Origin of the sequence: Gemmobacter megaterium, assembly GCF_900156815.1 — a bacterium.
In the GTDB taxonomy this organism is placed as follows: Bacteria; Pseudomonadota; Alphaproteobacteria; order Rhodobacterales; family Rhodobacteraceae; genus Wagnerdoeblera; species Wagnerdoeblera megaterium.
Genome location: NZ_FTOT01000019.1, coordinates 1 through 22,460, shown reverse-complemented (window position 1 = coordinate 22,460; position 22,460 = coordinate 1). Strand labels below are relative to the sequence as shown.

Here is a 22,460-nt window from a genome sequence, read left to right as displayed (position 1 = left end):
GCAAACGGTCACCGCCAAAGCCGCATCGACGACCTGCTCCCGTGGAACTTCAAGCCGTCAAGCTGAAAACCTCGTGGGAGCCAGCTAACGCTTACCTTGAATTCCCGTTCTCCCACCCAGAGATGACGGAACCCAGCGGCGTGGCGCACGGGATCGCCTGCATGGGTCGCCGCGCCGGCCTTCAGCTGGGCGGCCAGATACGTTGGCTCGACAACCAGTCCCGCACCGCTAATTTCCAGATCCCCCAGCGCGATGAACTGATGCCGGGACAGGTCAGCCTCAGCGAGACCACGGGTCACCGAAGTGGTCACCACCACCCTGAAATCTGCGGGCGGACGCCCCCCGAAGTAGTTGACGACCTGCTGCCAGATCTCCCGATCCGTCAGCCGTCTCGCATACCAGATTGGGACACGGGCACCGCGCCCGGGCAGTCTGACATCGCCCAACTCCCATAGATGACCCGGAATGCGTTCTGCCGGGCGGGCGGAGCGCGGCAGGTCAAGGCGAGATGTCAGCCGAACGAGGAACGCATTGGCATCGAAGCGGAAAACCTGAAGGCGTTCGCTGTCGACGGTCACCCATCCCGCTGCCGGGCTGAAATACCCGTAGGCGCGCTGCTCTGGAGACCATTCCAAATTTACTGGCTCGTCGTCATGGTCAGCCAGAGAGGTGGCAACCAGGACCGGCGCATCCGGCACCAAGAGACCAGCGCCGATCAAAGCGGTGGCGCTGGCCGCGTGATAGTCATGAAGAACGGCCCCGGCGATGCGCGCGCTTTTCGTCTCTACGATGCTGACGAAAAGCCGGGCAGACCGTTCGTCAATCGTCGATGAGGATCGGGTCATCGACCACAACTCCCCACCGGCGCAGATACTTCTCGCCGATCAGCTGCTCCTCTTCCGTCTGATCCTTGAGATTGCAGCCATGCGGCATGGTGATGGTCAGGGGCAGCGTGCGACCACGCCGAGCCCCAGGCTTGGGCTGGAACTTGATCACGAGCTTCGCCTGCGTCGCCACCCAGCCGCCGGTGAGGGGATTGTCGGGGCCAAGCCGAGCCTCTGCCATCGTCCAGATGTCGCGTTCAGCCTTGCTCATCGCCTCCAGCGTCACGCGCTCACCCACGGCATCGATCGGCATGAGCCTGAGCTGCCGGACTTCCACCCGCTCGATCCCGTCCTCGATGTCAGTCGGGAACGCATGGGGCGCAAGCAGCACCGCGAGATCATAGCGCCGCATGGGCACCTTCTCGTCCCGGAATTCCACGCCGAGCAGGTCGCGGGCCAGATACTGCGCCATCTCCGCGCGGCTCTCCCGATCATTGGCAACGACTTCGATGACCCCGGAGGCGGGCTCATAGGTCATCGCGGCCTCGAAGACGGGCCGATAGGCGCGGCGCACCAATTCGCCCTCGTCGAAAGCGAACTGATCGTCCGGCAGACCCTCGCGGTAAACCGTGATCTGAACCAGATCGCAGTCCTCACCTTCGAAGGTCGGACGGACGCGCTCGAAAATGTCGACATGAACATTCCGCGACGCGAACCTCTGGCACAGGGCCGCCTTGAACGCGTTGAGCGCGAGCTCGTCGCGGCGGAGGTTCAGGTTCGCTTCGCAGATGAAGCCGTCCCAGCTCCGCCCGCGGCGGCGCTCGTCAGTAAAACGGACCTCTTCCGCATGGCGAAACCGGTTCAGATCGTTGATGAACAGCCACATGGCGCGGGCATGGCCATTTTCGAGCTCGTCGAGGACCTCCCGGTCGTCGACAACACTATAGAGCGCCGTCTGACCCGCGACATCGGCCATGGCGCCAACGCGCTCACCATCGTTGATGACGCGGCCTCGCGCTTCGTCATCCATCTGGTCCACCGCTTGAAGCAGCGGCCGGACGACCTCCGGCTCAGGCGCATCCCAGTTTACGGGCGTCGGAAACTCGATCCCGGCCGCAGTGAAATAGTCGCGCAGCGACGCGAGCGGGGTATTGCGGATGAAGTTGGTCACCGACGCCATGTCTTACATCTCCTCAGCCCTTGATCTTGCGGGGGTCGTTGCCGTGCGAATCCGACTGCGCGATCCGTCCGTCACGATTGTGGATCTTCAGTTCGGTATCCGCATTGCGGCTGATTTCGCGCGCACGCTGGACAGCGTCCTGCTTGGTATCGAAGTGCCCGCTCGAGCGCGCCGCACCACCGCGGCGGACATCCCAGCCGCCTTCTGCATTCGGCACGACATGATGCGTGCCCGGGGTCTTTCCAACAGCCATTCTGGCCTCCTGGTCTTGTTTCAACGGGAATCGAAGTTCGTAGTAGCGAACCTGCGCAGAAGATAGGGATTGCGCGTATGGCGTGTCAAGGACTAGAAGTTCGTAAAAACGAACCACCAATAAAAAGGGTATTGCCGTGCCAACACCACTAGGGGAGCGCGTTCGCGAGCAGCGGCGAAAGCGCGGATTGACCCTGGAGGGACTCGCCGAGCGGGTCGGCTCCAGCAAGAGCTACATGTGGGAAATAGAGAACAAGGAAGTCGTTCGCCCTTCGGCCGAGAAGCTGGCCATGATCGCCACCGCTCTCAAAACCACAGTCGAATATCTTTTGGGCGATGAAAGCGAAAAGGCAGAAGAAAACGCAAAGGACACTGCTTTTTTCCGCAAGTACAAAAGCATGACAGAACCGCAAAAGGAGCAGCTCCGACGTATCCTGGATGCTTTGGACGACGATTGATGACCAACGGAAAGCGGAAATCGCCCCTCAAGGAGGCAAACCGGCTCTCGATCATGCTCCGGCATGTTCTGGGCGAAGACCGCTTTCCGGTCGACGTCGAAGCCTTGGCGCGAGAAGTCTCCCGCAACAACGCGGACCCGATCGGGAAGATCGTGGGTGGCGAGCTTCCGGGGTTCGAGGGAATGCTCCGACCGCACCGAAAGCGCCCGGAATGGCACATCGTCTATAACGACGACCCCCGGTATCGCGGCCGCGTTCGCTTCACCATCGCGCATGAGTTCGGTCACTACCAGCTTCATCGTCCGGTTCTGTCCGACCGGGACTACAAGGGCGGAACTCTCCAGCGCGATTGCGATTTTCAATGCAAACCGCTGCTGCCGAATGCCTGGCAGGACGCAGAACGACAACGCGAGGAAGAGGCGGACACTTTCGCCTCCTACCTGCTGATGCCGCTCGATGACTACCGTGAGCAGGTGAACGGCGAAGAAATGACCGTCGATCTGCTGAACCACATCACCGATCGCTACGGCGTTTCGCTGCTGGCTGCCTGCCGGAAGTGGATCGATTTCACGGACCGGCGGGCCGTCATGATCGTCGCGCGTGACGGTTTTGCAAGGTGGGGGCGTGCCAGCAAATCCGCTCTCAAGAGCGGGATCTTCGTGCGATCGGGCATGCAGATCCCTGACGACGCGCTGGCGGCCCTCGGCGCCGACGAGAGGGGATTTGTGTCGGACCGGCCGGTTCAACGACCGGCGGGCGTCTGGAATTTCAGCCGCGGGTCTGAGCCAGTGCGGGAATTGGCGATGGTGTCCGAGTTTCTGGACTTGTCCCTGACCATCTTGCAGTTCGACGACGCCGTCTATGGTCGGGACTTCGAGGAGGAGCCGATCCTCGACAGCTACGACAAGTTCATGGACGGGTGGACGAGTTGATTCGGCGCATCCGCCCGACAGAAAGGTCGGCGTGGGAACATATCAGCTACGCAGATTTTCGCCACGGTGCGCAGCGACCGAATAATTCCGTAATAAACTGATTTACTTGATATTTTTCTGATTTCGCGACACATTTCGCCTATCATAACAGTCGCGAAAACCCGCCATGCCCATTCCCCCCGAAGACCCGGTTTCCGGGCCCAATCCTCTATGCCCTGAACGCATGTCCCCTGATGCCCGGCTTGCCGAGCTGGGTCGCATTCTCGCCGCGGGCGTCGTTCGCCTGACTGCCGGGAAGTCCAGTTCTTTATCGCCCGCCAACGGAGACAGTTCCGTGGACTACTCGCCCCGAAAGAGCGGTGGTCGTCGCAGGAAACGCATCCGCATCGGAGGAATTGATGAAGCATCACAGTAAGATAACGCCGCCAAAGCTCGGGCAGGACGCGCGCCTGGACCAGAGCGTCCTGTCGCGCATCGCCGCGCTCAAGGCCATGTCGGTGAAAGAGCTGAAGACCGAATGGGAACGGCTCCTCGGCAGCGCCGCACCGAACAACAGCCGCGCATTTCTTGAGGCCCGCATCGCCTATCGCCTGCAGGAACTGACCTATGGCGGGCCCGACCACGAGACCCGCCGCATGCTGGACCTTCTTGCCGACGAGGTCGAGGGCGTCTCCCGCCGCAAGAACCAGATCGCGGATCCCCGAAATCCGGTGGCAGGCACCCGGCTGATCCGGGAATGGAACGGGGTCGAGCACACCATAACCGTGCTGAAGGACGGTTTTGAGTGGCAGGGCCGCAAGTACAAATCGCTCTCCGGCATCGCGCGGGAAATCACCGGCGTGCGCTGGAACGGCTATCGCTTTTTCGGGCTGCAGGTCCGACCGCGGGAGGTTTGACCATGGACAAGCGCCCCGGCCGCCGCCTGCGCTGCGCCATCTATACCCGCAAGTCGAGCGAAGAAGGGCTCGACATGGAGTTCAACAGCCTCGACGCCCAGCGGGAGGCTTGCGAGGCCTATATCGCCAGCCAGAAATCCGAGGGCTGGGTCGCCACCCGCGACCGCTATGACGACGGCGGCTTCTCGGGCGGCAATCTGGACCGGCCCGGCCTGAAACAGCTGCTGGCCGATATCGACGACGGGCTGATCGACGTGGTCGTGGTCTACAAGATCGACAGGCTCAGCCGCGCGCTGATGGATTTCTCGAAGCTGGTCGAGGTCTTCGACCGCAACGGCGTCACCTTCGTTTCGGTCACGCAGTCCTTCAACACGACCACCTCGATGGGACGGCTGACACTGAACATCCTGCTCAGCTTTGCCCAGTTCGAACGCGAGGTCATCGGCGAACGCATCCGCGACAAGGTTGCCGCCTCGCGCAAGCGCGGGATCTGGATGGGGGGCTATGTGCCGCTCGGCTACGATGTGCAGGACCGCAAGCTGGTGATCAACGAGACCGAGGCCGCCTCGGTGCGCCGGATCTTCGACCGGTTCGTCGAACTCGGCTCGGCCACGATGTTGGCGAAGGAGCTGCGGCGCGAAGGGTTTCGCAGCAAGCAGGGCACGCTGATCGACAAGGGCTACCTATATCGGGTGCTCCGCAATCGCGTCTATCGCGGCGAGGCCGTCCACAAGGGCAAGGCCTATCCGGGCGAGCACGATTCCATCGTCACCGACAAGGTCTGGGATCAAGTCGACGCGATTCTGCAGGGCAACCGCCACGCGCGGTCCAGCAACAGCCGTATGCAGACGCCCGCGCCGCTGAAGGGCCTGATCTTCACCGACACCGGCGCTGCCATGACCCCGACCGCAACGAAGAAACGCGGGAAACTCTACCGCTATTACGTCTCGATGGACGTGATCAAGAACCGCGCGACGGAGGACGACAGCGGTGGCGATCAAGCTCCCACCCGCCTGCCTCCGGGCATGGTCGAGGACGCCATCGTCACCGAGGTCCGGCGCATTCTGCAGACGCCCGAGGTGGTTACGCAGGTGCTGGCGGCGCTGAAGCGCGATCAGGTCTCCGAGGCCGAGGCCATCGCGGCGCTGCATGATTTCAACACCCTCTGGGCGCAGCTGTTTCCGCTCGAACAGGCGCGGATCATCCAGCTTCTGGTCCGGCGCGTCACCGTCACCGCCGCCGGGCTCGAGGTCGACATCCGGCGCGAGGGCGTCGCGGGCGTGATCCGCGAGATGATCGCGCCGCGCGACATGGAGGCCGCCGAATGACCCGAAGCAACGACACCATCCGCGTGCTGATCCCCCTGAAGTTGCGCAAGAAGAACGGGCGGCCCAAGATCATGCCGCCCGCCGATTACAGCCCGAGCGAGGATCAAGCGCAGGACCCGCACATCCTGCGCGCCATCGGCCGGGCATGGGGATGGCGGCGGCGTATGGAGGCAGGCGAGTTCGCAACGATCCAGGAACTGGCCGAGGCCGTCGGCTTGGCCGAGCGCCATGTAAGCCGCCAGCTGCGCCTCGCCTATCTGGCGCCGGAGGTGCTCAAACGCCTGACCTGCGGCCGCGAAGCGTCGTCGGTCAATCTTTACGACCTGTGCTTTCTGGCGGGGGAGACATGGCAGGAGCAGGCGGAGCGGGCGTTTCGCTGACCTTCAATGAAAACTCGCCTGAAAGGACGTCGCGGTCAGCGAGACATGCGCGTCCAGTGGCGGGTGCAGCTCAAATGCTTTCGGCTCGCGCGCAAAGTTCCACAGGCGGAACAGGGACCATTGCGAGCGCCGCTCCTCGGCCACAGCCAGCTCATTGCGGCTGATATGGAAAGGCGTGCGCTCCCAGCCATTCGTCGTCTTCACCTCGATCAGGCGCGGACGGCCGTCCGGGGCGAAACTCGCGATGTCGTAGCCAGCGCCGTCACCGTCCTCCTCCGACACCCACCGGACCTTGCGCGCAAGATCGTCACGGCCCTCTGATTTGAGGGCTGCACGTTCATGCGCCAAAACGCGCTCCTCACCAGCACGGCCGAGGGCGCGGTTTCGTTCGTCTCTCGCCGCGACATCGAATTTTCGGGCGATATGCAGCATCTGCTCCAGCTCTTGCGGCGGCGGCTGGTTCGACAAGGTGGGCGGCGGCCCGATCCAGATCGGCCGCGCCTCCGCGAGGCCTGTCGGCGCTCCTACACCCGAATGGCGGCCGAGCCACGCCGAGTTCAGCGCCAGCCAACGCGCCACGGCGTCCACCAGCGTCATCTGGAAATTGAAGGCGGGCTTGTAGCCCGGGATCCAGTCCTCACCCAGCCCCTTCAGCACCGCGCTGATGTTCTGGTGCTTGAACTCGACCGATCCCTCGGAGCGACCGTTCAACAGCGGCAGAAGCCCGCGCCGGTGCTCGGCCTTATTGTAGGGGCGACCAGATACGTCGTTAGCCAGCATCGCGAAGTAATCCGCGACGATCAGGTCGTTCTCTTGATCTGTCCAGGCCCCGTTCGACATTGCGCCAGGCTAGGGGTGGAAACTGCGTTTGTCATCAGAGACTTCGCGCAAAACTCCCAAGACATACCAACGACCACGCCGCCCGTGTCGTCGCTCCGTCTCCATCGAAACAAGCCAGAACCAGCGAAACACGGGCGCAACGCGCTCCGGTCAGTTCGTTGAAATCTATGGGGGTTTTGAACCCGTCTCGCCGAGAGCGAGGGGCGGGTGGAAAGAGACGCTGGGCGTTCGGAGACCGATCTCGCGCGGCTGGGCCGTCTCCGAAGGGCGGATGGTGCCTGCAAACCCCTTTGGCACATAAAGAAAAAGGCCCCGCGAGGGACCTGTTTTCGGGTTTGCAATGGGCAAGTGGCGGAGACGAAGTCCGAATAATTCATGTCTCATCTAGCATCACCTGAGAGCACATAGGATGATATTCTTTTAATTATCAGCATATTGATTGACAGCCTCGTATCGAGCGGTCTTACTTCGTCTCATCCCATCTCGCATCTTGTGTGGGGCTGCGTGTGGGGCCAGCGAGAAGTCCGGGGCTTTCAGAATGCTATCGAACGCAAAGGCGAAGAACCTGCAGCCCGGCGACAAGGCGCTGGCAGTTGGCGGTGCGCCTGGCCTCTGGCTGCATCCCGGCCCGGCGCGGGGAACCGGGAAGTTCGTGTTGCGCTTTGTCTCGCCAACGACGAGAAAGCGGCGCGACATGGGCCTTGGCACTTTCCCAGAGACGGGTCTTGCCGATGCCCGGCGCCTTGCGATGGAAGCCCGCGCGCAGATCAGCCAAGGCATTGATCCGATTGATCAGCGCAAGTCTGCGGCAACCAGCCAGCTGATCACGGTCCCGTCTTTCGAGACGGCTGCCCGTACCGTCTACGAGACACTCGCCCCCGGCTTTCGCAACGCCAAGCATCGGGATCAGTGGATCAATAGCCTCGAGACCTATGTCTTTCCAACGTTGGGAGCACGGCTCGTCAGCGAACTGACGGTTGCAGATTTTGCCGCCGCGCTCCTTCAAATCTGGCTCACCAAGGAAGAAACGGCAAGCCGGGTGAAGCAGCGTTGCGAGCGGGTGATGACATGGTGCATCGCCAATGGGCACGCTTCTGCCAATCCGCTCTCTGCCGTGGATGCGCTGCTGCCTCGCCAGACCGGGAACCGCGACCGCGTTGTGCATCATCCTGCGGCGCCCTGGCGTGTCTTGCCCGAGATCGTCCTTGATCTGACAAGCGCCCATCCGATTTCGGTCAGCCGTCAGGCTCTGCTCTTCCTGATCCTTACCGCCGCTCGATCCGGTGAAGTCCGAGAGGCCAAGTGGAGCGAAATCGACCTCGAGACTGCCACTTGGACCATTCCGCCGGAGCGTATGAAAGCCGGTCGGCGACACCGTGTTCCATTGAGCCGCCAAGCCGTGGCGCTGCTGGAAGGTCGCATGAGGTCGCACTTGGGTGGTGAACTGATCTTCAGTATTCGCGGCAAGGGCGCCATGAGCGACATGACCATCACAAAGGTGCTAAGGCTGAGGAACTACGAAAGTGACAACCCGGGCCGCCCGGCAACGGCGCATGGTTTCCGCTCGAGCTTTCGCGACTGGGCGTCCGAGAACGGTTATCCCCGCGACATGGCCGAGCGTGCATTGGCGCATACCATCGCCAATGCGACCGAGGCGGCGTATCATCGAACGGACCAGCTCGATCAGCGCCGGGGAATGATGCAGGCTTGGGCCGACTACATCTACAGTCTGGCGCCGCAGGCATGAGCGCGATGGATCGGAGAAGCATTACCGCATCTACCTGCAACCACCGGGCGCGGTTGCCTGCTGTACTCACCACCGCCCCCTGATGAGGTGTGGGGTGGTGGTGGCAAGTATTTGGCTCCCGATCTGCCCCACGCTTCAAGAAACCGCACTTCTTCAGACTAAGCGGCCGCTGACCGGTTCACCTCCTCCACGATCCGAATGATTTCGGCTGTCTGCTCTGGCTGGAAAAGCCCTGCGATGCCCATTTCATCGAGATCGGTGAAGGGGCTTTCGTAGAACAAGCCTGGGTCAATCATCCCGTTCTCGCACAGGGCATCGATGACCATCTCGAGAAAGGTGTTTTGACTTGCGCTCAGGCAGTTCTCTGCGACAAATCGGCCAAAATGCTCCTTTGCGGCGGCTCGGTCGAAACCAGTCAGGGACCGAAGGAAGGTGCCGAGACCGAGGTTTGCCTTGACCTCGGTAAGGACTTCGGCATCGGCGACACCGGTCGCGATCATCATGCGTTCCAGTTCGGCAAGGTCGGTCTTTGTCAGGGCCTCACCCCGCCGGAGTTTCAAGAGGGAAATGTGATCCTTGTGTTCGGCAACAAAGCGGCGCGCCTTGAGCTTGAACCGGGCTTTGTCTACGCCGGACCCCATTTCGGGCAGATCAACGGGCGCTGTAGGACCAAGTTCATCTTCGAAATCGGTGATGACGATCTTTCGTTGCCTCGGCTCGATCAAGTCAGCCAGTCCGCGCAGCCGCCGCCGGATGTCGTCCAATCCGTCGACCGTCAAGTCCCGCCAGAAATCCTCGGTCTGCATGTCGAGAATAAGTGGCATTTCTCGCGCGACCGTCGGCACGTTCGACAGTCTTTCGAGCGCCGACGCAAACGCGACAAGACGCCGTTGGAGCTGGGCAAAAGCCGCATCGCCGCGCAGGAGAAACAGCTGGGCGTTCAGGACCAGAAGGTCGAACTGCTTTGCCGCCAGCGCGCCGTCGTCGAAGGCACTCGGAAGCCCCGCAACCTCGTCGGAAAGCGTCAGGCGGGCATCGAGATCAAGGCTTTTCCAGCTGTCTGGTACCTGGAACTTTTCGACGGATCTACGGTAGTGCCGAACAACGAAGTTTTCGAGGTTCATGCCTGCAACTTCGTCCTGCAATCGTGCCTTGACCGAAGCGAGAAGCTCTTCGTACTGCCCGGCATCCTGAAGGGTACCGATCAGGTCAACCCGTGTTGCAAAGAGCCGCTCACCGAGCGGCCGTCCGACAGGGACGTCGTTGACCGTTGGGTTCTCCTTGAAGAACTCTAGGTTCTGGCAAAAATCGAAGATCAGAAATTCATCTTTGTCTTCTCCGGGGCCGAACAGGTCCTTGCAGGTCCGGGTGCCGCGCCCAATCATCTGCCAGAATTTCGTCTTTGACCGAACGATCTTGAAGAACACCAGATTCACGACTTCTGGCACGTCGATGCCGGTGTCGAGCATGTCCACGGAGACAGCGATATGCGGCGACTTTTCGGCTTCTGAAAAATCGTCGATCAACGTCTGCGCATAGGGGATGCTATAGTCAATCAGACGGGCAAACTCCCCCTTCATGTGGGGATAGTTCGCGTCGAAACGTTCGGTGATAAACTGGGCGTGGCGGCTGTTCTTGGCGAAGATGATCGTCTTGCCCAGCCGGTCGCCTCCAGCAACCTTGATCCCGTTGACCATCAGATGCTCCAGCACCTTGTCGACGGTGTCCTTGTTGAAAAGCCATTTGTTCAGGTCGGCTGCCTCGACACGGTCCGGTATCGTACCGTCTTCGTCCCATTCCAGCGCATCCCATTCCGCCTTTTCCTCGTCGGACAGGCTGTCATAGTCGATGCCGTCTCGCTGGAACTTGAGCGGCACGGATATCGACCGGGGCGGGACAAGGAACCCGTCCGCAACAGCGTCTTCCAGGTCGTAGGAGTCGGTCGGAACGCCCCGTTCCAGTTCGAAGAGGGAGTAGGTGTCACGGTCGATTTCGTCCCGGGGCGTGGCGGTCAGCCCGACCAAAAGGCTATCGAAATAGTCAAAGATCGCCCGATACTTGCGATAAACCGAGCGGTGCGCCTCATCGATCACGATCAGGTCGAAGTGACCGGGGCCGAACAGCTTCTGCCCGCCCTTCACCTCGTCGATCAGCCCCATCATCGTGGGATATGTGGACAGCAACACCCGCGCGCCCATGTGGTCATTTTTCGTGGGGTCGTGGCGTTGCAACAGGTTAGCGCTGGCCGCCGAGGGTAGGTGCGCCTTGAAGGCATTGTGGGCTTGCTTCACCAGGGCCACCCTGTCGGCAAGAAACAGCACGCGGCGGACCCAGTTCGCGCGCAACATTTGGTCGATCAGCGCGATAACCGTCCGGGTCTTGCCGCTGCCCGTCGCCATCACCAAAAGTGCCTTGCGTTGGCAGTCACGCTCGAAAGCCTCGCCGACGCTACGGATGGCACGCTGCTGGTAGAACCGCCCGGCAATCGCATTGTCGACGGAAACCCCGTCCAGCGCCTTGCGCGTGGCGCGCCGCTGCATCAGCAAGACCAGCTCGTCCTTCTTCAGGAACCCTGCGATCCGGCGCGGGGGATACATCTGGTCATCCCACACCCAATGCTCATAGCCGTTTGTCGTGAAGATCACCGGTCGCTGCCCGTACATTCGTTCCAGGCAATCGGCGTACAGCTTTGCCTGTTGCTGGCCGATACGGCTGTCCTTGCGAGTGCGTTTGGCCTCGATCAGGGCCAGCGGCTTGCCGTCGTCGCCCCAAAGGACATAGTCGACGAACCCCTCCCCTTTGTCGTTCGGCATGCCCTGCACCGGAAACTCTCGGTCGCGCGGTTGGGTCATGGGCCAACCAGCCTCTGCCAGCAAAAGGTCGACAAAGGCGTCGCGGGTCGCGGCCTCGTCATAGTCATGTGGGTCTCGCACGGCTTGGTTGGCGGCGCGCGTGGCGGCCACTTCGGCACGCAACAGCGCCAGTTCCGCCTCCAGCGCCTTCCGCCCCTCATCTGAGGCGGCGCGCGCCTCTTCGGCCTCGCGCAAGGAGCGGGCGGCGGCGGCGTGGTCGTCGCGCAGTTTTTGAATTTGCGCCACCGTGCTAGCGGTGATCGTCAGCGTATGCTCCAGCCGCGCCACATCGAACCGCAGACCAGGGTCAGGCTTAGCCACAGTCGTATAGGTGCGCGCGATCCAGTAGCAGACGTGGAACAGTTCACGCACTGTCGCCGCCGCGTCCTGCGGCGTGATCGGCTTGCCTACATCATGAACGGCGCGGTTGCCCTGATCCTTGATGAAACGCGCCTTGGCAACGATTGCGGGGTCGGCGAGTTGCGACAAACTTGGTTCTGCAATAAGTGCTGCGAGATTTTCCTGCCAAGGTGTTCGAAGCGCCGGATCTCGTTTGAAAAGCCAGCGCAACGCAGTTTCCAAGGTGAGCCTCGCCCAGAAGCACGCTCCCCGAGGGTCTGACAGGGCCGCGACTTCGGCCTTCTGGGCCAATCCTAAAAGATCAGGAAATTCTGGCGCGAGAAAGGAAAACTGCGTCATGCGCTGTCCCCGCCAATGTTAAAGCTGCCCTTTTCTGCCACTGCGGTTCCACGCTGGAAGAGCCGGCTCAGCTCCTTCTCGGAAACACCGCCCTTCTTCATGACTTCGCGCAGGGTGTTGAGAAACTCTTCGTCACGAAGATCTTCAAGCGCGATTTCTTTGTAGACGACGTTCACGTCAGGCCCGTCCAGCTTCACGATGCCCTCGAAAAGCTGGTCAGCGAGATCTTCGATCCCCTGACGCAGATCATCTTCGGCCGGCGGCCCAATGCGCCGAGAGTACCTTGCTGGCGGGTTTGCCTTCCAGCGTACGAGGAATTCGTCGACGAACGACTTGCGAAAGTTCGCCCGCGCTTTCTGCAATTGCTCGGCCAATGCGGTCTGGTAGGCGGCGATGATCGCTTCGAACCGTTTGATCTGGTGATCAAAGGACTCACGATCTTTCCGAAGGATGACGCGGCCCCGCTTCGGCATCACGTGGGTCAGGATCTTTTCGATCTCCTGACGCTCCTTCTGCAGAAATGCCTCGTCGACATTCAGCTTTTCTTCCTTCCCGCTGATGTCAATCGTTACAGGCAGCTTTCCGATCCCGTCCATCGGCGTGCGGATCCGACCGGTCACCCTGTCCCGCAGGTCGGCACTGGCAAGCCCGACGAACTCTGGCGGCAACTCTGCCCGCCGCTTGCTCAGTTGGTAGCCCTTTGCCTTCAACTCCACATACTGCACCCGCGACATGAAGACGTTCAGCCGTCGGGTCAGGTCCACAGGCAGCGGCGGGCTTTGCTTCAGGTCGGCCTGCACCTGTGCGACCCGTTCCACTGAAAGGCTCCCGCCGCCGATCTCGGCTTCGCTCGCCCCTGTATCTACCGTGGTCGCGCCGGTTTTCTCGGCAAGAAGATCGGCCACCTCCGCCCCCAGCAGCAGCGCATTCGGCTTGTCATCCGAGGTCGAGCCCGCTTCGATGTTCATCGGTGCAGGCGAATAGATCAGCGTCCTGTCGTCCGACACGATCAGCCCGATCCGCACCCCCGGCTGTTCCCGCAGGCGAAAGCTGGCACGGGCGGCGGCAAAGCGGATAGTCTCGAGCGCATCCATCTCGCCATAGCCCATCCGGTACACCTCGGGGTCAGCGTCGAGGATGATGGTCAGCGAAAGGGCTGGCAGGTCTTCCATGCGCGCGGCGAGGGCTGCGGCAGCGGTTCGTGTCAGCGCAGGCGCGACAAAGACCAACCTTTGCTTTGCCGCCGAGATCATCTCGACGATCCGGTCGGGCGAGGCAGAAGTAAAGGTCTGTGTCACTCGTATTGCTCCCTCATGAAAAACGGTAATCTAATCCGAATAGATCGCCTCTGCATTCAATGTCTGGCTTAGATATGTGGCCATGCCTGTCAATGCGACGCTCACTGCAATCATATCACGCATGTCGATTTCGCGCAGGCTGTGCGCGGGCGTCCCAGCATGCCGGATGCCAGGGTAATCAGAGGCGAAGCCGAAAATGTTCTTGGCGGCTTCCTTCATTTGGTGATGCGGCCAAACCTTCGCTTGGTCGCACATGGCCCCAAAGGTCTTTACCTTTTGGTGCTCATTTTCTCTGGTTGCGTTGAACTCAATTACAGCCGGATGAGCCTTGAGCAAGCCCTCCAGTAAATTGAACTGCGCAGCAATGCATTGTTTTACCCTGCGAGGCGATTGTTCCCCCTTCAGGTCGCGGACCGTCTCCTCGAATTCTCGCATCAGGGCCGAAAGCGCCGCGTCCTGACTGGTGACCGAACGCAGGTCCCGCATCAGGCGGGCAAAGACGCCGGGCAGCGTGGGATGCAGGCTGAACGGCCGCCGCAGGTCGTAGCGCAGGCTGTATTTCTCCAGAAACGCCTGAGCCAGCACGAAATAGCGGTTGGTCAGATCGCCGCAGCCAAAATCCTCGATCACGTGATGTGCACGCTCAAGGAAGCCGACCACTGCCACCTCGCCTTGCAGGTCCGACGCCTTGGTCTTGCGAAAAGCTGCGCGGGCCTGCGCGGGGTTATCGACGATGTCGGCCAGCGTCGTGGCGGGGTCGAGACGAGCATTCCGCGCCGTGTTCAGCTCCCGAAATAACTCGCAGAAAAGATCGTCTGGCGCGTTGGGGTGCTTGGCGAGTTTCGACCAGACCTCGCGCCACATCTCGGACCAGACGCCAATCACCTCACCGCGCATGATCGATGCCCCTTTGATGTGGGTAACTCTGTGAACAGCAGGGGCGGCTCAAATCCATTCGACTACATCTCCCTACCAAGATCCGGGAACTCTGCCTGAAAGGACGTTTTTGCGGCCTGCCATTTTTCCAGACCATCCGCGTCGAGAGTCCAGCGGCAATTCACGCTGTTCATGACGTTGTATCTCGCCGCCTTCAGCCCGTCGCACAGCAGCTTTTCCATTGCGCCGACCTGATCGCGCAGGGGGATATGGCGCTGCATCAGCACCGTTCGGTCGTCCGTGTCATGGGGGACCTGATCATAGATCGGACCATGGGCGATCAGGTCGAAACGGGCGCAGTCTTCTGGGATGATCCCTTTGCTTTCCAAATGCCTGCGCAGTGCGTTCTGGTTGGGCATTTTGCCTAGGTGCTGGCCCATGCGGGTATAGGGGGCGGTGGCGTGGGGGCTGGAATTATCGCCCGTTCGCCCGACGTAGAGCAGGGTCTGCGCCCCGGCTTCCACCCGCCAAACATAAAGCCAGAAACCCCGCCGCAACATCGGGCCGGGAAGGGAAAGGCGGTGTAGGGTATCGGTCATGTCAAAGTTCTCCCCGGAAAGCACGGTGCTGCAGGGAGGTGAAGAGGGCTTCACTTTGGGCGCTTGCGGCTCCATAGGCATTCATCCGCACATCAAGATCGCTCAGTTGTTCCTCGAATTTCTTTTGGAGGGTAACTGGCGGAAGGACCAAAGGGAAAGCATTGATCTGGGTCTTGTTGATTGAAGCGATTCCGGTCGTTTGTTTGGCAGACCTGAGGAAATACTGCTTCCCCCGTTCGCTGCCCAACTGCCAGCTTAGGAAAGTCGGTCTAGCGCGGTCATCAAAAACGCGAACCCGGAAAACATGGTTTTGATGTATGCATTCAGGCAACTGTTCTTTCCAAAGCGTGCCGCGACCAAGCTTGTCGGGGTCCCCCCCTTCGGTCAGCAGAACGTCATCGCGGCGCAGGCGGTAACGTGCAATCTCATCCTCGGTGGCTTCGATGGTCTTGACCACCTCCAATTTGAGGAAGCGGTCCTGCACGTTCGACACGGCCAGATAGGGTACTTCACGCAAGTTCTCGGTCTTGACCTTGCGCCCCTTGGTAATGCCTGAGACGACATCGGCAAGTTCGCCCAGCGTCACGCCCTCCTGCCAACCAAGTTCGTTAGTTCGCAAATCCCCGAACATCTCATGAAAGATCGCCTGACCGAGGGTGTTCAGCCTGTCCAGCGCGCGGGTGCGGAGGTGGCGGAGCGCGTCCGCTTGATCTAGTATCCCCGCAATCCGCCTCTGCTCCTCCAAGGGCGGGACGGGGATTTCGATGCGTTCGACAACTGCCTTTGACACCTCTTTGAAGGTTGCGCCGGTGCCCATCGCCTGCAAAGGAGCACGGTTCGCGTCCAGCCACCAGTACAAGAAACTCGCGTCTAGTTCTGGGCCCGGAACAAAACTCTTGAATCCCTGATTTGTAGCCATCGGCACTGAGTTGATGGCTATGTGCCCGATGGGTGCGCGCGATGAGAAAAGGACGGAACCGGCGGGAAGAACTTCGGCAGCACAGCCTTTCAAACCTGCATCGGTGATCTTGCGCGGTGTCGAAGAAATCATCTTGCCATCAAGATCGCTCAGGTCTTTCGGCGTTGCCCAGTCAATAGTGCCATCCCAAAAGTCTGGGTTATCGGTCTTCGGCGTGGCACCGCCAACTACTCGAGCAACTTTGGTGATCGGGACGGTGGACCACGTCATCCCAGCATCTCCTCCAGCCTGTCCAGGCCCTTGGCGATCTCGGCCTCCAGCGCGCGCAGTTCGGCGATGATGTCCTTGGGTGCGGCATGGGTCACGGCCGCATGTTCCACCTGCTTGTAGCGGTTCAGCGACAGGTCCCATGTCCCGGTGGCGATGATGTCCGACACCGGAACCATGAAGCTTTGCGCGGTGCGGGGCCTCGCGGCCTCTGCCTCCAGATTGCCCCAGCGGGCCAGAATGTCGGGCAAGTTGTTCTTTCCATGCTCGTCGGCCGTCAGCGGACGTGCGGGGGTTGGCCCCTGCAGTTCCTCCGGCAGCAGATCGGCGCGCTTGTCATCCAGGCTCAGCCCGTCGGCGGCCATGTCGTAGAACCAGACATTCCCCGTGCCGCCAACGCCTGTCTTGGTGAACAGCAGGATCGCCGTCGACACCCCCGCATAGGGCCGGAATACACCTGAGGGCAGCTTGATCACGGCATCCAGCTGGTGCTGTTCGACCAGCATCTTGCGGATATCCTTGTGCGCGCTGGATGATCCGAACAACACCCCGTCCGGCACAACCACCGCCGCCCGCCCGCCCGTGCGCAGAAGGCGCAGGAACAGGGCGATGAACAGAAGCTCTGTCTTCTTGGTCTTGACCATCTTCTGTAGGTCCTTCGCCGTCGCGTCATAATCGAGCGACCCGGCAAAGGGCGGGTTGGCCAGGATCAGCGAATAGGTGCCCGCATCGGACCCGTGTTCCTGCGCCAGGCTGTCACGATAGGCGACATCGGCGTTTTCCACCCCGTGTAGCACCATGTTCATCGAGCCGATCCGCAGCATGGTGCTGTCGAAGTCGAAGCCGTGGAACATGCGATTGTGGAAATGGTCGCGCTGTTCGGGGTTGCGCAGCATTTCGGGGTAGGTGTCGCGCAGGTATTCCCCCGCCGCGACAAGGAACCCGCAGGTGCCCGCCGCCGGATCGCAGATCACGTCACCCGGCTTTGGCGCCATCAAGTGCACCATCAGGTTGATGATGTGACGCGGCGTGCGGAACTGGCCGTTCTGGCCCGCGCTGGCGATCTTGCCCAGCATATATTCATAGACGTCGCCCTTGGTGTCTCGGGCATCCATCTGGATGTCGTCGAGAAGGTGCATGACCTTGTCGAGAAGGGCGGCGTTGGCAAAGCCCAGCCGTGCGTCTTTCATATGCGTGGCGAACGAGGTGCCCTTTTCTGCCATGTTGCGCAGGAAGGGGAAGACATGGGCATCGACCAGCTTCATCTTCTCGCGCGGTTCGAAATTGATCAGCCGCTGCCAGCGCAGATCGTCATAGGGCCGGTCGATGTGGCGGTCGTCGTCGGGATCGTCGCTGACCTTGTAGCGGAAGGTGCCCTCGGGGAAGATGCGCCGCTCCATAGGTCGCTTGAGGGCCGTCGCCTTGGCCTCTTCACGCGTGTGGATTTCGTCAAGGCGTTTGATGAACAGCAGGTAGGTGATCTGTTCGATCACCGAGAGCGGGTTGGACACGCCGCCTGACCAGAAGGCATTCCAAATCTGATCGACTTGAGACTTGATGGTGCCTGTAATCACGTGAATTCCGCCAATGTTGTTCTGATTTGTGCCGCGTCTTCGCAAGACTGTTGCACATAGGGACGCGCGCCATTTTGAGTATTGAACAACCCGCGGGTAAGGTTCAAGTCGCGGCCTTCGGAAGCGCATTGGATGACTGGCCGCTGCCCGCCAAGCACGTCCCGCGCAAACCCAACGTGGCCCAGTCTTGCCCCGCACAGTGGCCCAATATTATTCCCGTGTTGACAAGGGCAACCCGAGATCCTGATCCCGGCATCGCAGTTTGCCCTCGCGGTCGTCATGCCATCATGAGGCAGGCGGCATCACCTCGCCGCCCGCTTGTTCCTCCGCTCGGCCTTGCGGCGCTCGACCAGTTCCTCGGCGAGATCGAACTCGATGGTCCCGCGCGTGAGACGGTGTTCGTGATAGGCCAGCATCAGTTCGGCTTCGGTCGATGTGGCCGGCGCTTCTTCGTCAAAGGCCTCGAACACTTCATCGCGGCGGGTGTCGCTGATCTTGCCGTAGTGCGCCCAGGTGATGGCCTCCGACGAATGCCCGAGGTTCAGCGACCACGCCTTCCTTTGCTCGCCGGTGCGGCAGAGCTGATCGCCAAGATGCGCGAGCGTATGGCGCGCGGAATGCGGCGAATAGTCCTGCGTCGCGCCGCGCGATGCGAGGCGGAATGCGTCGGTCACGGCGCTGATGCTCTGCATCGGTTCGATCGCTTGCCGGCGCTCGGGGGCGGCCGCTTGCTGCAGCATCCTGATCTCGGGGAAAAGCGCGTCGTTCGGCCGCAGCCCCATATTCGTGACCTGGGCAACCCAGTCCTCGACGACAGTGGCGAAAGCCTCGGTGCGGGGGAACCAGTGCACCACGAAGCTTTTGCCGTTCTTGGTCCGCATCTCCTTGCCGTCGTGGATCGCCTTGCGGCCCTTGAGATCGATGTGACGCAGGCGCACCGTGATCAGCGCATCCGCCCTAAAGCCGGTCAGGAAGGCAAAGGCGAAGATCGCCCGCGCGCGCTGATCGATCAACGTGTCAGCTGGCATGGCCTTCAGCATCGCGACCGCCTCGTCCATCTCGGGCCAGGCGCGCGGCTGGGGAATGGCCTTGGCCTGAAACCTCCGGGGCAGATCGAAGCAGGCCTCCAACGCCGCGAGATTGCGGTAGCCCGTCTGCTTTCCCAGCCAGCCGAAGAACAGGCGCAGATGCGAGGCCCGGTGGCGCAGGGTTCCGCGCGACAGGCCGCCGCCCTCCGTCGCGATCATGGTCGAGCGCCAGTTCTCGGCGTCCTGAACCGTGAGCGTGGCAAAGGATTTGCCCTCGACGAAGGCCTCGAACGCCCGGATGGAGGCCAGATGTGCCGTCACCGTCTTGGGGTCATAGCGCCCGGCATGCCCGAGCCACTGCAGCAGCAATCGGTCATTGCGGGAAATTTCTTCGTCAGGATCCGGGCGATATTTCCCAATACAAGCCGGATCCACGACGATTTCTTCGACTATCGAGTCCAAGCTCGTATTGGTCGCAAGGCAGGTGCGGAACATGGTGCATTCCGTCTCACCCAGCAGCTTCGACAGGGCCGCGCCGCAGTCCGGGCAACGCGCCCGAGCCCGAAAAACCTTGGGCTTTTCTTCGGCAATCGCCAGTTCGGAGAGCTGCGGAACGACCGCCTCCTTGCAGCGCATGCAGTGAAAGAAGCCGCGCGCCAGTCCGGTGCGCATGGCTTGGCGGACCTTGTGGAACCGGATCAGTTCGGCGTCGCGGAAGACGTAGGGCTGGGCACTGTCAGAGGGGCGCAAGCCCTGCCGTACCCAATTCGAAACGGTGTTCCGGCTGACAGCGAAAAGCTCCATGACGCCTTCGACCAGATAGACGTGATGAGCCTTCGGCCGCACCTTGGTGTAGGAACGGCTCATTCCTGCACCCGCGAAGCTGCCTTGCGTTGCTGTTCGAAGGCGATGAGATCGCGCAACTCCCACCGGGTCGTGCCGGAGCCCAGACGGACGGGGGCCGGAAACCCGTTCTGGGCATCCTTCGCCCATCTCCAGATCGTGGGCTTGGAGGCGCCGTAGCGCTGGGCCACCTCATCCACCGACAGGAAGAGAGGGCCGCCACTGGGGGTATTGCCGCCCATCTCTTGCGCGGCAATCGCCAGCGCATCCGCGGCCTTGCGGCCCGCTGCAGGCTGGCTGGCGGCCTTGGTGCCCTTCTTGCGGGGCTTCTTGCGCGTGGTGGGATTCACGCGCTCCGGAGGGGGCGATTTCGTGAACGTCGGCGGCTTGGAGTTGATGGGCGGATTCAGGAACAGATCGAGCTGTTCGTCATCACAGGACATAGGGCTACCCTTCGCTGGGTGTAGCCCTTGGCATCCTGCGGCCAGGCTTGGTTGCGATCACAAGTCAGAGTGGATCACCGAAACTATGAATCGGTGACCCTGTGCGACACAGCATGCACCAGATTGAGGCGCGTCGACAAGCCTCAGATCCAGCGATCAAGAAATGTGGGGCTGAGTGTGGGGCTCAAAAGGCCCATCGGCACAATGCCGTTAATATTCATAGCGTTATGGGTGAGGGTGGCGGAGACGAAGGGATTCGAACCCTCGAGACGGTTTCCCGCCTGCACCCTTAGCAGGGGTGTGCCTTCGACCACTCGGCCACGTCTCCGCCGACACGTATATTCACGACGTTGAGAAAGAACAAGGGCGTTGTGCAGCGATAATTGAAACCTCATCTCAAGTGCAGACGTCGCCGACCGGGAGGCCTGCAAAAGGTATTCCTGCAGCATCAGGCCAAGCAGACCGAGGCAGGAGGATCCCGGTCGATCTGTCGCAGATGATCGCGCCCGAACGGCAGGCCGTGTATTGTCGTATCGCGCCGGTCGTCCGTAGCCGTGCGGCCTGACCGCTACCTGCTGCAGACATACGCGTCAAACCGCGCCGCTGTTATGAGACACCAATACTTGCAGTAAGCCGGAAGACCCCGCCAGAAGCCGGAAGACCTCGGAAGGGTCAATGAAAACAGTCCATTGGTGGCTTGAGAGGCTCTGACAGGACCCATGAGCGCATGTCTCGCAGTGAGCGATTAAACGGACCTTGAACGTGGGTTTGACAGCGCGGACCGCCCTGCAGGCGTGCGCATTGATCCAGCCACCAAACCCCTAGAAAAAAAGCGAAAATCCTGTACGCGCGCGGTCCCCGCCCAGGAATTGCGGCGGTCGGAACCTACAACTGGCGCCGTAAGTTCCGATCCGTGCTTGTAAGTTCGGGATTTTCTTTTGCTTCAAATGGGTTGCGCGACATCGGACCCGTTTGAACCTGCTGACGAACCTACAAGCGATTCTGCAGCATGGATCGAATGCCAATGGGCAGTTCGGGCGACTGGCCAACGGCTGGCAGACCTGCCTCCGGGCCGATCTGTCCGCCGCCAATGTCTCGACCGCCGAAGGCTCCGTGTTCCGCTCGGCCGACATCAGCTGGACGTTTCCGGCCGCGTTCCTGGCCGGGTCAAAGCCCGTGGTGCAGGTGACCGGCGAACATACGGCGCTGATCGGCGCGTCCATCGTCGCGCTTTCCAACACCGCCGCGACCGTCCGGGTCAAGGCGGCCACCGCGATTGCCGGTGCCGTGACGCTGCAGGCCAGCGCGACGGGGCGGTGGTCGGACATGACATGAGGATCGGATGCATATCACCTTCACCCCGCAATTCCGCCCCGAGGCCAGCCTGACGCTGCATCGCACCGGCGAGGTGCTGACGATCAACGGCGCCGATCTCGATCTGTCGGTGCTGCCCGAAGGCGCGATCCTGCCCGCGTCGGCTGTTGGCTGCGCCTGGCTCGCCGGGCCGATCCGCCGCCTGGAGGGCGTGCTGCATCTGACGCTGATCCTGCCGCATGGTGCCGAGGCCCCGGTCGAGGCGCGGTTCCCGGTGCCGCTGGACATCGACGGCGACGGCCCGGTCGCCTTGCCCGTCACCCATCCGGTCGAGGAGCCCGAGGCATGAGCATCCCGATTGATCTGTCGCAGATGATCACCGCCGAGCAGCAGGCCAGCGCGGCGCTTGACCTGGCCAAGGCCCGCGCGCGCGCCCGGCTGGCCGCCCATGTCAGCGCGCTGCGGGCCGTTCATATCACGGTGCTGCCGGGTCAAGACATGATCTACCAGGCGAAGGAGGCCGAAGCCCGCGCCTGGCTCGCAACCCCCGCCGCCAATCTGTCGGACTATCCGCTGCTCGCGGCCGAGATCGGGATCACCGCCCCGGACCCCGACCAGCTCGCCCAGCTCTGGCTGAACATGGGCACCCTCTGGCGCCAGGCCGCCGCACAGATCGAAGCCCTGAGGCTGGGGATGGGGGCGGCCATCGATGCCGCCCAGACCGTGGAAGAGGTCGAAATGGCCGTGGAAATGATCGGTTAAATGGGGGTTCAAAGCCGCCTTTACCGTCACGATGCGCCGGTTTACGGGCTGCAAGGGCTCTGTTGCACAAATCGGCTGATGGCCGGGGTTCCCCTTTCCCCGGACAGACTTATCCCACGGGCTCTGTGACAGGGATGCCGAGCGCGGTG

The 22,460-nt window shown here is 61.6% G+C and carries 21 protein-coding genes and 1 tRNA gene; 9 read left to right on the top strand and 13 right to left on the bottom strand.

Annotated features, from left to right (window positions below):
- Positions 1-8 precede the first annotated feature (8 nt).
- Genes BW970_RS19465 through BW970_RS19455 form a run of 3 tightly spaced genes read right to left on the bottom strand, consistent with a single transcriptional unit; the run spans position 9 to position 2,257 of the window.
- Positions 9-845, bottom strand: a complete 837-nt coding sequence (locus BW970_RS19465; RefSeq protein ID WP_076534510.1) for a hypothetical protein — start codon at positions 843-845, stop codon at positions 9-11.
- The gene (locus BW970_RS19460) at positions 820-2,004 is read right to left on the bottom strand and encodes a hypothetical protein (RefSeq protein WP_076534508.1); all 1,185 of its coding nucleotides are present in this window, start codon (positions 2,002-2,004) and stop codon (positions 820-822) included. The genes BW970_RS19465 and BW970_RS19460 overlap by 26 nt, the downstream gene beginning before the upstream one ends.
- Positions 2,005-2,017: 13 nt before the next feature.
- Complete coding sequence (locus BW970_RS19455; protein WP_076534506.1) at positions 2,018-2,257, bottom strand: DUF2188 domain-containing protein; 240 nt, start codon at positions 2,255-2,257, stop codon at positions 2,018-2,020.
- Positions 2,258-2,393: 136 nt separating this feature from the next.
- Between BW970_RS19455 and BW970_RS19450 the strand changes: the two genes are divergently transcribed.
- The 5 genes from BW970_RS19450 to BW970_RS19425 all read left to right on the top strand — a co-directional run bounded on the left by BW970_RS19450 (position 2,394) and on the right by BW970_RS19425 (position 6,250).
- Positions 2,394-2,714, top strand: coding sequence for a helix-turn-helix domain-containing protein (locus BW970_RS19450; protein ID WP_076534504.1), 321 nt, complete (start codon positions 2,394-2,396; stop codon positions 2,712-2,714).
- Positions 2,714-3,646, top strand: a complete 933-nt coding sequence (locus BW970_RS19445) for an ImmA/IrrE family metallo-endopeptidase (RefSeq protein WP_076534502.1) — start codon at positions 2,714-2,716, stop codon at positions 3,644-3,646. The genes BW970_RS19450 and BW970_RS19445 overlap by 1 nt, the downstream gene beginning before the upstream one ends.
- Positions 3,647-4,044: 398 nt before the next feature.
- Positions 4,045-4,542 carry a DUF2924 domain-containing protein gene (locus BW970_RS19435; RefSeq protein ID WP_076534498.1) on the top strand — a complete coding sequence of 166 codons (498 nt, stop codon included), beginning with the start codon at positions 4,045-4,047 and terminating at the stop codon, positions 4,540-4,542.
- A 2-nt stretch (positions 4,543-4,544) separates the two neighbouring features.
- Positions 4,545-5,870 carry a recombinase family protein gene (locus BW970_RS19430; RefSeq protein WP_076534496.1) on the top strand — a complete coding sequence of 442 codons (1,326 nt, stop codon included), beginning with the start codon at positions 4,545-4,547 and terminating at the stop codon, positions 5,868-5,870.
- Entirely contained in the window at positions 5,867-6,250 is a 384-nt protein-coding gene (locus BW970_RS19425; protein WP_076534494.1) for a hypothetical protein, read from the top strand. Before BW970_RS19430 ends, BW970_RS19425 begins: the two co-directional genes overlap by 4 nt.
- 3 nt (positions 6,251-6,253) lie before the next feature.
- Here BW970_RS19425 and BW970_RS19420 read toward each other — a convergent pair whose 3' ends face one another.
- Positions 6,254-7,090, bottom strand: coding sequence for a protein NO VEIN domain-containing protein (locus BW970_RS19420; protein WP_076534492.1), 837 nt, complete (start codon positions 7,088-7,090; stop codon positions 6,254-6,256).
- Positions 7,091-7,628: 538 nt separating this feature from the next.
- Between BW970_RS19420 and BW970_RS19415 the strand changes: the two genes are divergently transcribed.
- A complete protein-coding gene (locus tag BW970_RS19415) occupies positions 7,629-8,837 on the top strand; it encodes a tyrosine-type recombinase/integrase (RefSeq protein ID WP_076534490.1) in 1,209 nt (402 codons plus the stop codon).
- Between the two features lie 158 nt (positions 8,838-8,995).
- Here the strand turns inward: BW970_RS19415 and BW970_RS19410 are convergent, their stop codons facing one another.
- The 9 genes from BW970_RS19410 to BW970_RS19370 form a co-directional block, all read right to left on the bottom strand.
- On the bottom strand, positions 8,996-12,388 hold the full coding sequence (locus tag BW970_RS19410) for a DEAD/DEAH box helicase family protein (RefSeq protein ID WP_076534488.1): 3,393 nt from the start codon (positions 12,386-12,388) through the stop codon (positions 8,996-8,998).
- The gene (locus BW970_RS19405; RefSeq protein WP_076534486.1) at positions 12,385-13,641 is read right to left on the bottom strand and encodes a hypothetical protein; all 1,257 of its coding nucleotides are present in this window, start codon (positions 13,639-13,641) and stop codon (positions 12,385-12,387) included. The genes BW970_RS19410 and BW970_RS19405 overlap by 4 nt, the downstream gene beginning before the upstream one ends.
- A gap of 75 nt (positions 13,642-13,716) precedes the next feature.
- A complete protein-coding gene (locus BW970_RS19400; protein WP_076534484.1) occupies positions 13,717-14,583 on the bottom strand; it encodes a hypothetical protein in 867 nt (288 codons plus the stop codon).
- 62 nt (positions 14,584-14,645) lie between these two features.
- Positions 14,646-15,161: a hypothetical protein gene (locus tag BW970_RS19395; RefSeq protein WP_076534482.1), complete on the bottom strand. Its 516-nt coding sequence runs from the start codon at positions 15,159-15,161 to the stop codon at positions 14,646-14,648.
- A 1-nt stretch (position 15,162) separates the two neighbouring features.
- Complete coding sequence (locus tag BW970_RS19390; protein WP_076534480.1) at positions 15,163-16,350, bottom strand: restriction endonuclease subunit S; 1,188 nt, start codon at positions 16,348-16,350, stop codon at positions 15,163-15,165.
- Positions 16,347-17,921: a type I restriction-modification system subunit M gene (locus BW970_RS19385; protein WP_076534478.1), complete on the bottom strand. Its 1,575-nt coding sequence runs from the start codon at positions 17,919-17,921 to the stop codon at positions 16,347-16,349. Before BW970_RS19385 ends, BW970_RS19390 begins: the two co-directional genes overlap by 4 nt.
- Positions 17,922-18,223: 302 nt before the next feature.
- The gene (locus tag BW970_RS20385) at positions 18,224-19,816 is read right to left on the bottom strand and encodes a tyrosine-type recombinase/integrase (protein ID WP_159441482.1); all 1,593 of its coding nucleotides are present in this window, start codon (positions 19,814-19,816) and stop codon (positions 18,224-18,226) included.
- Entirely contained in the window at positions 19,813-20,235 is a 423-nt protein-coding gene (locus BW970_RS21185; RefSeq protein WP_229740563.1) for a helix-turn-helix transcriptional regulator, read from the bottom strand. The genes BW970_RS20385 and BW970_RS21185 overlap by 4 nt, the downstream gene beginning before the upstream one ends.
- Before the next feature lie 238 nt (positions 20,236-20,473).
- A tRNA-Ser gene (locus BW970_RS19370) sits at positions 20,474-20,563 on the bottom strand.
- Between the two features lie 644 nt (positions 20,564-21,207).
- Between BW970_RS19370 and BW970_RS19365 the strand changes: the two genes are divergently transcribed.
- The 3 genes from BW970_RS19365 to BW970_RS19355 are packed head-to-tail and all read left to right on the top strand — an operon-like array spanning position 21,208 to position 22,311.
- The gene (locus BW970_RS19365; RefSeq protein WP_076534476.1) at positions 21,208-21,570 is read left to right on the top strand and encodes a hypothetical protein; all 363 of its coding nucleotides are present in this window, start codon (positions 21,208-21,210) and stop codon (positions 21,568-21,570) included.
- Positions 21,571-21,577: 7 nt separating this feature from the next.
- Positions 21,578-21,898, top strand: coding sequence for a hypothetical protein (locus tag BW970_RS19360; protein ID WP_076534474.1), 321 nt, complete (start codon positions 21,578-21,580; stop codon positions 21,896-21,898).
- Positions 21,895-22,311, top strand: coding sequence for a hypothetical protein (locus BW970_RS19355; RefSeq protein ID WP_076534472.1), 417 nt, complete (start codon positions 21,895-21,897; stop codon positions 22,309-22,311). Before BW970_RS19360 ends, BW970_RS19355 begins: the two co-directional genes overlap by 4 nt.
- Positions 22,312-22,460 lie beyond the last annotated feature (149 nt).